We start from the raw sequence: 9,784 nt of genomic DNA, 5'->3' as shown, positions 1-9,784 counted from the left end.
GGAGAGGGCGGGGGTGAGGGCCGTGGGCGGTGAATAAAGCCATGGGTTGCCATCACCGCAGCCCCTCACCCAACCTCTCCCCAGAGGGGAGAGGAGCCAATACAAGACCTTGAAAGGGGTGGTATCTAAGCCTCTGCGCCGTGCGTGCACTTCGATACCTCAGTGCGAACGGGGTCGGAGACAGAGTCGGGCAGCACATGTCGAACTCTCCTCACGCAGTCTTTTCAATCTGGCAAAGCGTGGTCTTCGTCTCTTGCATCATCGTCACGCTGTCATAGCCGTAGGTCGTCGCGGTATTGACCGCTTCACCGCGGATGACCGGCGCCGCACCTTCGGGGTAATACGGCTTCAGGTCCACGCCCTGCCAGCGTCCGGAGTAGTGGAAGGGCATGAACACCGTGTCTTTGTCGACACGCTCGGTGACCATCGCCTTCACGTTGATCCGGGCCCCCGTCGGCGTCTTCACCCACACCATCTCTCCGTCGCGGATGTTGCGGTCGTTGGCGGCCAAGGGATTGATCTCGACGAACATGTCCTGCTGCAATTCGGCCAGCCATGGGTTCGAGCGCGTCTCCTCCCCGCCGCCTTCGAACTCGACCAGGCGTCCCGAAGTCATCACCAGCGGGAAGGTCTTGCCGATGTCCTTGTTCTTCTGCTGCACGCTCTTGTAGAGCGTGGGCAGGCGCCAGAAGACCTTCTTGTCGTCGTGCGTCGGGTACTTTTCGACAAGGTCGGCGCGAGGCGAATACAAGGGCTCGCGGTGCAGCGGAATCGGATCGGGGAAGTTCCACACCACCGCCCTCGCCTTCGCATTGCCGAAGGGGTGGCAACCGTGCTTCAAGGCCACGCGCTGGATGCCGCCGGACAGATCGGTCTTCCAGTTCTTGCCCTCGGCGGCCTTCTTTTCGGCGTCCGTCAGGTCGTCCCACCAGCCGAGCTTCTTCAAGAAGATGTGGTCGAACTCGGGATACCCGGTCGTGATCTCCGACCCCTTCGATGCCGATCCGTCTTCGGCGAGCAGGCTGATGCCCTCGCGCTCCACGCCGAAGTTCGCGCGGAAGTTGCCGCCGCCTTCCATCACGTGCTTGCTGGTGTCGTAGAGGTTGGGCGACCCCGGGTGCTTGATCTCGGGCGTGCCGTAGCAGGGCCAGGGCAGGCCGAAGTAGTCGCCGTCGAGCTTGTAGCCTGTTTCCTTGTCGATGCCGCCCTTGGCACGCAGCGTCTTCACGTCGAAAACGTTCATGTTGCGCATGTGCGCCTTCAGCCGCTCCGGGCTCTGGCCGGTATAGCCGATGGTCCAGTTGCTGCGGTTGATTTCGCGCAGCATGGACTCGGGTTCGGGTTCCATCATTCCGCCCTTGCCCGGCACCAGTTTCAGGGTCTTGACCAGCTGCTGATCGAAGCCGATCTTCTGCGCCAACTGGTACATGATCATTTGATCGGTGCGCGATTCGAAGAGCGGCTCGATCACCTTCTCGCGCCATTGCAGCGAGCGGTTCGACGCGGTGCATGTACCGCTGGTCTCGAACTGAGTGCAGGCCGGCAGCAAATACACCGCGCGGTTCGCGTTCAGGTCTTCTGGCTTGCCCGGCATCGCAGCCATCGCGGCGGTTGCCGACGGGTAGGGATCGATCACGACAAGCAGGTCGAGCTTGTCCATCGCCTTCTTCATCTCCAGCCCGCGGGTTTGCGAGTTGGGTGCGTGGCCCCAGAAGAAAAGGCCGCGCAGGTTGCTCTCCTGGTCGATCAAGTCGTTCTTTTCGAGCACACCGTCGATCCAGCGCGACACCGTCATGCCCGATTTGGTCATCATGCCGGGCGCGAACTGCTTCTTGATCCACTCGAAGTCCACGTCCCAGACCTTGGCATAGTGCTTCCACGCGCCTTCGGCGAGCCCGTAGTAGCCGGGCAGGGAATCAGGGTTGGGACCCACATCGGTGGCCCCCTGCACGTTGTCGTGACCGCGGAAGATGTTGGCGCCGCCGCCGCTCACGCCGATGTTGCCCAGCGCCAGCTGCAAGATGCACGAGGCTCGCACGATCGCATTGCCGATGGTGTGCTGGGTCTGGCCCATGCACCACACCACCGTGCTCGGCCGGTTGTCGGCCATGATCTTCGCGATCTTGTAGACGGTGGCTTCATCGACGCCGCAGACCTCCTGCACCTTGTCGGGCGTCCACTTGGCGAGCACCTCGTCACGCACCTTGTCCATGCCATAGACGCGGTCGGCAATGAATTTCTTGTCTTCCCACCCGTTCTTGAAGATGTGGTGGAGCATGCCGAACAGGAACGCGATGTCGGTGCCCGAGCGGATGCGCACGTACTCGTCGGCCTTGGCCGCGGTGCGGGTGAAGCGCGGGTCGACCACGATCATCTTCGTGCCCGTTTCCTTCGCATGCAGCATGTGCAGCATCGACACTGGATGCGCTTCGGCTGCGTTCGAGCCGATGTACATCGCCGCCTTGCTGTTCTGCATGTCGTTGTAGGAGTTGGTCATCGCGCCATACCCCCAGGTGTTGGCGACGCCGGCGACCGTGGTGGAGTGGCAGATGCGTGCCTGGTGGTCGCAGTTGTTGCTGCCCCAGAGGCTGACCCACTTGCGCAGCAGATAGGCCTGCTCGTTGCTGTGCTTGGACGAACCGACGATGAAGACCGAGTCGGGGCCGCTTTGCTTCTTGAGTTCGAGCATCTTGGCGCTGATCTCATCCAGCGCGCGGTCCCAGCTCATGCGGACGTACTTGCCGTCCACAAGCTTCATCGGGTACTTCAGACGGAATTCGCCACGGCCGTGCTCTCGCAGGGCAGCGCCCTTGGCGCAGTGGGCGCCCAGGTTAATGGGGGAATCGAACACGGGTTCTTGTCGCACCCACACGCCGTTTTCGACGACAGCGTCGACCGCGCATCCCACCGAGCAGTGGCCGCAGACGGTGCGCTTGACCTCGACCTTGCGAGCCTTGTCGTGCGCGGACGCATCGGCCGCTTCGGCCTTGCACACCAGCGTCAGTTGCGATGCAGCAAGACCGGCGCCAACGCCCAGGCCGGAGCGGCGTAGAAAGGCGCGACGGTCCATGGTCGGGATGGCGCGCGACAAGCCTCGGGAGAGGCTGGAAACGAGAGAGGAGGCCGAGGCAGTACCACCCGCATCGGTCGATTTGCGCGTGAGCAGCATGGTGTCTCCTCGATCTGAGCGATCAGCCCGAATCAACCGGCGTCCTGAGGGCACCCCTTAGGTCTTCGCTCCCTCTGGGAGAGGGCTGGGGTGAGGGCCGCGGGCGGCGAATAAAGCCATGGGTTGCCATCACCGCAGCCCCTCACCCAACCTCTCCCCAGAGGGAGAGGAGCCAATACAAGAGCACCATGGGGCTTCCAGGCGCCGGGTTTGAGTGCGCGCGAAGAAAAACCTCTCAGCCTCTGAACTCCCCCACGGGGGGCAGGAGCGAAGACACGCGGGGGTCCACATGTCATCAGACTCGGGTGGTCTCGTAGTAGCGCAGCACGTGCTGCGTCTCCTGGTAGCCGTCGGATTCGCCGGCGGCCGATTTGACCTTCGTGGCGTCGGCGACTTGCGCAGGGGCGGAGGGCAAGGTCTTGGCCGCGATGACCGCAGCGCCGACGGCTCCGGCGCCCAGCAGCAGGTCGCGTCGCGTGGTGATGCTGGATTCCGCAGGCTTGTCGGAAGAAACGACAGGCGTCATTGAAGGCCTGCTGCCGAAAGCGACGAACTTCATGATCTGCTCCGGAGGTTTCCCTACCCACGACAATGCGTCGCACCCCAACGGGGACAACTCCATGTTGTTATGCACGATGCAGGTCAAGCGGTCATCAGGGTGTGCCCTACCCAGAGGCTGAGAGTTTTTCGATCATGCCCGCTCATCACGCCAAAGACCCCCTGCTCGTCGTTGCAAATGCTCGCCATAGCACGAGCGATGGCTGCGCTTTGCGCCTTTTGACGTGCTGCTCGGACACGCTCGAAATACTCTCAGCCTCTCAATCGAGCATGTCGAAGCCCTGCCCCTCCACCGAAAGAAAGTCCCGCGCAAAAACTGCAATCGCCCGGTAGAAATCCGCCGCGGGATGCGCCGCCACCTGCTCCAGCATCGCGCCCGCCCACGGGCGCACATGCGCATTGAAGAAACGCTGCTGCGAGGCAAGGTTGCTCACACCCACATCGCCACCTGCGATGAGGTAGCGCATCACCTCGCAGAGATAGGCGAAATGATCTTCGGTCTCCGTCATGGCCTCTGTCCGCGCGAGCCCCAGCACCCTCAGGCTGTCTCGCAGGGCCACCAGCGGCTTCTCGTTCAAGGACCCGGCGATGTGATGCGAACCGTAGAGAAAGATGTCGGGCTTGCCGATGCCGGCGAACATCGCGTCGTACTCCTGCGCGGTTTCAGCTTGAGTGCGGCGCCGCGATGCGGCAACCACCTCCATCCAGCTCGATTCGAGAAATCCTCCGGGCGCGGGCGCGGCAGTCGGCGCGACTTGAAGCCGTGAATACAGTGCCGCGTCGGGCGCGGAATAAAACAGTTGCGCGAGCAGTCCGTACACCTCGGCCCGGGCGAATTCGTCGCTGTCGTCTTGAGTCGAAAGTCGCAAAGGAAGCGCAGTGATGGTCTCGTTCATGGATAGTCCGTGATTTGCACCTCGTCGCTTCGCGTGTGCATGTCGATGATGCGGCAGTCGCTGCACATCTTGAGCCGCTCAGCCGCGGCCCCCTGGAACATCGCGTGCCCAGCCAACCTGCCCACAATGGCTTGGATGGCTTTGAGCGTGCCGAAGGGCTTTCCACAGCGGATGCAGCGGTATGGCTCGACTTCGTTCAACACGCGCGGCTGCTTGCGGGATTTGCCATCGTCCGCGAGCCACAGGCGCGGCTGCAAGCTGATTGCGTTTTCAGGACAGGTGGTTTCGCAAAGACCGCACTGCACGCAGTTTTTCTCGATGAACCGAAGCTGAGGTTTGTCGGGGTTGTCCGCCAGCGCGGCTTCGGGGCAAGCACCCACGCAGCTCAAGCACATCGTGCATTTGTCTGTGTCGACGATGATGCTGCCGAAGGGACTTGCGGGGCTTGAAAGTTCGATCGCCTCGGGCACGGTTGGCGCTTGGCGTAGCAAGTGGTCAATCGCGAGGTCGAGCGTTGCGCGCTTGTCGGCCTGAACGCTGAAGCTTGCTGCCTGCGTGACGGTTCGCGCGGGCGCCGCGCGCAAGGCCACGTCCAGTGAGCGGGCATCTCGAACGTCGAGGAGGCGCAGATGTTCTCCGGCGTATCCAAGACCAGTGAGGATGGCCTGCGCCACCTCCATTTGCTGCGCAAGCGCGCGGCAATAGTCGGGGGCTTCTTCATGGCTCGTCAGCACCCACACTTGCGATGCGCCAAATGCGATCGCCGACAGCCACAGGTCGATGCCCACGGATGCGCTATGCCACAGCGCCAGCGGCAGCACCCGCGCCGGCACGCCTTTGATCGAGTCGTCGGTACGGGCGAGTCGGCCAAGATCGCCGATGAGTTGTGCGCCGCGCTCCTGGCTGTGCAGCAGCACGACGGCATCCTTGCCGCCGGCACGTTGATAGGTCGACAGCAGCGTGCGGATGCGCTGGCCCTGCTCATTCGCACTCGGCGTTGCATAGCTCAATGCCCCGCTCGGGCACACCGTCGTGCATGCCCCGCAACCCACGCACAGGTGGGGCTCGACAACGATGCCGTTCGTGCCCTTCACATCGCTGCGGATCGCCTGTGCCGAACAGATGTCGATGCAAGCCTTGCAACCGACGCGCTCGTTGCGGCTGTGCGCGCAGATCTTCTGCTTGTAGTGAAAGAACTTGGGCTTCTCGAATTCACCGACGAGGTTGCGCAGTTGCAGTACCGCGTCGAACAGGGACGCGTCGTCGTCGGCACGCAGATAACCTTGCGGCGGCTGGTGCAGCGTGATGGTTGGCGCATCCTGCAGGTCAAGAACAAGGTCGAAACTCTCGGCTGCCGGCTGCGGTGCTCGCGTGAAGTCGATCGCCCCTGCTGCCTCGCACACGCGCACGCAGTCGCCATGGTCTTTGCACTTTGCCAGGTCGATCTGGTAGCTGAAGTCGATGGCGTTTTCGGGGCAGACGCCAATGCAGGCGTTGCAGCGTGTGCAAAGGTCGAGGTCGATGGGGTTGGCGCTCGTCCAGCTCACCTCGAACCGGCCGAGCCAGCCGGTGATCGATTCGACGTTGCCGGCGTAGACGGGCATGCTCCGCTCTTGCGGCAGCGTTCCGCCGGGCGATGTCAGCAGCAGACTCACATCGAGGGAATCGCCCAGCATCGTTGCGGCACGCACCGCGCGATCCACCGTTCCGATGACCAGCACGCGGCCACCCGACCGATAGCTCACCGTCGAGACGGGCTCCGGCTCGGGCAGTTGCGCCATCGCGAGCAAGGCCGCCATCTTGGGCGTGGCGAGATTGGCGTCCTTCGACCAGCCCCCGGTTTCACGGATATTGACGAAGCGAATTGGCCGCTCCTGCGTCGACGGTGCGCCCTCGGTCTGCTCGTTCAGTTGGAGAAAGAGGCGGCTTTCCTGCGTGCAGGCGATAACCAGGTCGTCACCGCTCTTGGCCGCGCGCTGGAATGCCCCGGCCTCGCGGCGGCAAAGCGTGGTGTGCAGCGTCTGCAGTCCGTCGGCCGCGTCAGGCGGGAGGGACTTCGCCAGTGCCACCGGGTCCAGCGGCATCGTCTTGTTGCAGTCGCAGATGAGGGTCTTCATCGGAGGGTACTGCCGGGTGATCTTGCGTCGACTGTGTCACCACGGGCGCGGCGTCGCCATCGGGAGATGCCTTGGGGTCTGCGCAGTCTTTGCCATCATTTTTCTCTTCGTCGTCGAAGAGTCCGAGGAATTTCGACTGCGCCATCCGGCGCAGCATCGATTCGGGGATGGGGTCGGGCTTGGAATAGTCGTCGATGTAGGTGTCCAAGCCGTCCATCAAATTGAAACGGGGGTCGGTGAAGAGCTTCTTGAGCGCGGCGCGCTTGACGGATTCCTCGACGTGGCGGGCGAGGAAAGGGGTGTAGTCGGAGCTGAGGGTCAGGCGGTCGACGTCGGCGAGGGTGAGAGGTGGAGCCTGTTGGGGAGATCGGGCTTGCGCCTGCCCCTCACCCTCGATCCCTCTCCCCAGAGGGGCGAGGGAAGGTGCGGATTCGACGACCTGTCCGTCGGCGAGCTGCTCACCATCCTCTTGCGAGACGGGCACGGCCGGCACTGAGCTTGGCGAGGGAAGGTGGGGGCGGTCTTCAGCCGCCCTATTCTTCTTCACCTCAGCCTTGCGCCGAGCCCACCGCGACAAAAACCCCTCGTCACTCATCTGTTTCACAGCCTCTGAGGCTGAGAGTATTTCGAGCGTGTCCGAGCAGCACGTCAAAAGGCGCCTGATCTAGACGCAAAGCGCAGCCATAGCTTGGGCTATGGCGAGCATTTGCAACGACGAGCAGGGGGCTTTTGGCGTGATGAGCGGGCATGATCGACATACTCTCAGCCTCTCTGATCTGGCGGCAAGAACGAGGCCGGCCGCTTGCGCTTCTTGGGTTCCGGCCGATAGTTCTCGTCCGCATAAGCCTGCAACCATGCCCGCACATCCGCCGACAAGGGCGTGTTGTCCACCCGCTCCTGCGCATCCAGCCAGCGCCCCGCCTCGTTGTAAGACAAGCTCACCGCCTGAGGCACCGCCAGCGACGGGTCTTCGTCATCGACCCGCCACATCACGAACCACACCGGCGCACCCGAACTGAGGTTGAGGTAGTAGCCCTCGCCCTCATCCATGAACAGTTCGAGTTCGAAACCTGGGTAAAGCAATTGCCGCCGCTTCCCGTCGTCGCGCAACACGCGTGACCCGCCCAACCCGCCCTCGTCCACCAGCACGTCTGCCACCGAGAAACGCCAGTCTTCCCAACGGTTGGGCTGGGCTTCACGCTCCATCACCACCGCCACCTTCACGGAGGGGCGATTTGGCACATCAGCCTCCGCCGAGCCGCCTCAAGGCGGCTGAGCGCCCCCTTGGGGGGCAGGAGCGAAGCGACGTGGGGGCAAACATGCAGCCTCCGCCGAGCCGCCTCAAGGCGGCTGAACGCCCCCTTGGGGGGCAGGAGCGAAGCGACGTGGCGACCATCATTCCTACGTGTTCTTCGAGATGCTGATAGTCGGGAACTTGGCGGAAAAGTCTTTCGCGCGCTGCGCAATCTTTACCGCGACGCGGCGGGCGACGTCCTTGTACAGCCCGGCAATTTCCCCATCGGGATCACTCACCACGGTCGGCCGACCACCGTCGGCCTGCACGCGGATACTGAGGTTCAGCGGCAGAGCGCCCAGGTAGTCCATCTCGTACTGAGCCGCGAGCCTCTTGCCGCCCTCTTCGCCAAAGATGTGCTCCACATGGCCGCATTTCTCGCACACGTGCACCGCCATGTTCTCGACGATGCCGAGAATGGGCACGCCCACCTTCTCGAACATCTTGATGCCCTTCTTGGCGTCGAGCAGGGCGATGTCCTGCGGCGTGGTCACGATCACCGCGCCCGTCAGCGGCACACGCTGCGACAAGGTGAGCTGGATATCACCAGTGCCGGGCGGCATGTCGACGATGAGGTAGTCGAGGTCGCCCCAATTGGTCTGCCGCAACAGCTGTTCCAGCGCCTGCGTCGCCATCGGGCCGCGCCAGACCATGGGGTTGTCGGCATCGACCAGGAACCCGATGGACATGACCTGCACGCCGTAGTTCTCCATGGGCTCCATGGTTTTGCCATCTTCGGATTCGGGCCGGCCTTCGATGCCCATCATCATGGGCTGGCTGGGGCCGTAGATGTCGGCATCCAGAATGCCCACCGTCGCGCCTTCCGCGGCCAGCGCCAGCGCGAGGTTCACGGCGGTGGTGCTCTTGCCTACCCCGCCCTTTCCCGAAGCCACGGCGACGATGTTCTTGACCTTGGGCAGCAACTGCACGCCGCGCTGAACGGCATGGGGGATGACCTTCGTCGCGAGGTTGACGCTGACGTTCTCGACACCGGCCACGCCACGCGCCGCGGCGATCAGGTTCTTGCGCAATCCGGCGACCTGGCTTTTGGCCGGGTAACCAAGCTCGATGTCGAAGCCCACGTCGCCGCCGTCGATGCGCAGGTTTTTCAACTGCCTGGTCGAGACGAAGTCGAGCCCGGTGTTGGGATCGTTGATGGTCTTGAGCGCATCGAGCAGCGCGGATTCGGTAACAGGCATGGACTGCAGCATTCGTGGGAGGTGATCAAACCAGTCTAGCGCAGCACGGCATTCTCGGTTCTGTCGAGCCTGGCTGCACCCACTGGTCGGCATGGTCGAGATCAGCGTCGCGCCGCAACTGGGCTTGTGGCCGTCGAAGGCCGCCGGCATGCCGTCGATCAGCATCTTGGGGTCGCCTTCGGCGATCACGCAGCCCTTGTGACCACGGTGCGGGCAACTGCATGAGTCGCCCCGGCGTGCCACGGCCACGCCCATGACCTTGCTCCCGGGGGCCGCACCCGTCACACGGCCGCTGGCTGGTGGGGTCGTTCAATCGGATGACGCCGCGCATCGCCTGTCTCCAGTGTCAGATTCGTCCAGCTTCACTGCGAATAGCCTTGAGATCCTGGCCGTGCGTCATGGCGCAAGCCCCACCACGGCAGGAAAGCGTTGTTCTCGCCGCGGGCGCGAAACCAGTCCTGGGCCGGGTCGATGGGGCGCACCTTGGCCGGTGGCACGACCATCACGGCGGTGGGGTGCTCGGCATCGCTGGTGCCGGCCACGAGCACGTT

Annotated in this window: 7 protein-coding genes and 1 pseudogene; all 8 read right to left on the bottom strand. The window is 63.4% G+C overall.

The genetic code is table 11. The features are described from left to right. Positions 1-211: 211 nt before the first annotated feature. Positions 212-3,169, bottom strand: coding sequence for a formate dehydrogenase subunit alpha (locus tag AC30NL_RS13850; RefSeq protein ID WP_489464579.1), 2,958 nt, complete (start codon positions 3,167-3,169; stop codon positions 212-214). A 295-nt stretch (positions 3,170-3,464) separates the two neighbouring features. Further along, a complete protein-coding gene (locus AC30NL_RS13845) occupies positions 3,465-3,728 on the bottom strand; it encodes a hypothetical protein (protein ID WP_489464578.1) in 264 nt (87 codons plus the stop codon). 259 nt (positions 3,729-3,987) lie between these two features. Continuing rightward, on the bottom strand, positions 3,988-4,623 hold the full coding sequence (locus AC30NL_RS13840; RefSeq protein WP_489464577.1) for a TorD/DmsD family molecular chaperone: 636 nt from the start codon (positions 4,621-4,623) through the stop codon (positions 3,988-3,990). After that, entirely contained in the window at positions 4,620-6,740 is a 2,121-nt protein-coding gene (locus tag AC30NL_RS13835) for a 4Fe-4S binding protein (protein WP_489464576.1), read from the bottom strand. Before AC30NL_RS13835 ends, AC30NL_RS13840 begins: the two co-directional genes overlap by 4 nt. Then, complete coding sequence (locus AC30NL_RS13830; RefSeq protein ID WP_489464580.1) at positions 6,664-7,335, bottom strand: DUF3306 domain-containing protein; 672 nt, start codon at positions 7,333-7,335, stop codon at positions 6,664-6,666. Before AC30NL_RS13830 ends, AC30NL_RS13835 begins: the two co-directional genes overlap by 77 nt. A gap of 167 nt (positions 7,336-7,502) precedes the next feature. Beyond that, the gene (locus AC30NL_RS13825) at positions 7,503-7,982 is read right to left on the bottom strand and encodes a DUF3305 domain-containing protein (RefSeq protein ID WP_489464575.1); all 480 of its coding nucleotides are present in this window, start codon (positions 7,980-7,982) and stop codon (positions 7,503-7,505) included. Positions 7,983-8,141: 159 nt separating this feature from the next. Beyond that, the gene (gene apbC / locus AC30NL_RS13820; RefSeq protein WP_489464574.1) at positions 8,142-9,518 is read right to left on the bottom strand and encodes an iron-sulfur cluster carrier protein ApbC; all 1,377 of its coding nucleotides are present in this window, start codon (positions 9,516-9,518) and stop codon (positions 8,142-8,144) included. Between the two features lie 77 nt (positions 9,519-9,595). Further along, a pseudogene (locus AC30NL_RS13815) lies at positions 9,596-9,784 on the bottom strand (hypothetical protein); the annotation flags it as partial.

Source organism: Rhizobacter sp. (assembly GCA_021153565.1).
Lineage (GTDB): Bacteria > Pseudomonadota > Gammaproteobacteria > Burkholderiales > Burkholderiaceae_C > Albitalea.
The sequence above is the reverse complement of the archived record's forward strand: the minus strand, read 5'-3'. Positions and strand labels throughout refer to the sequence as shown.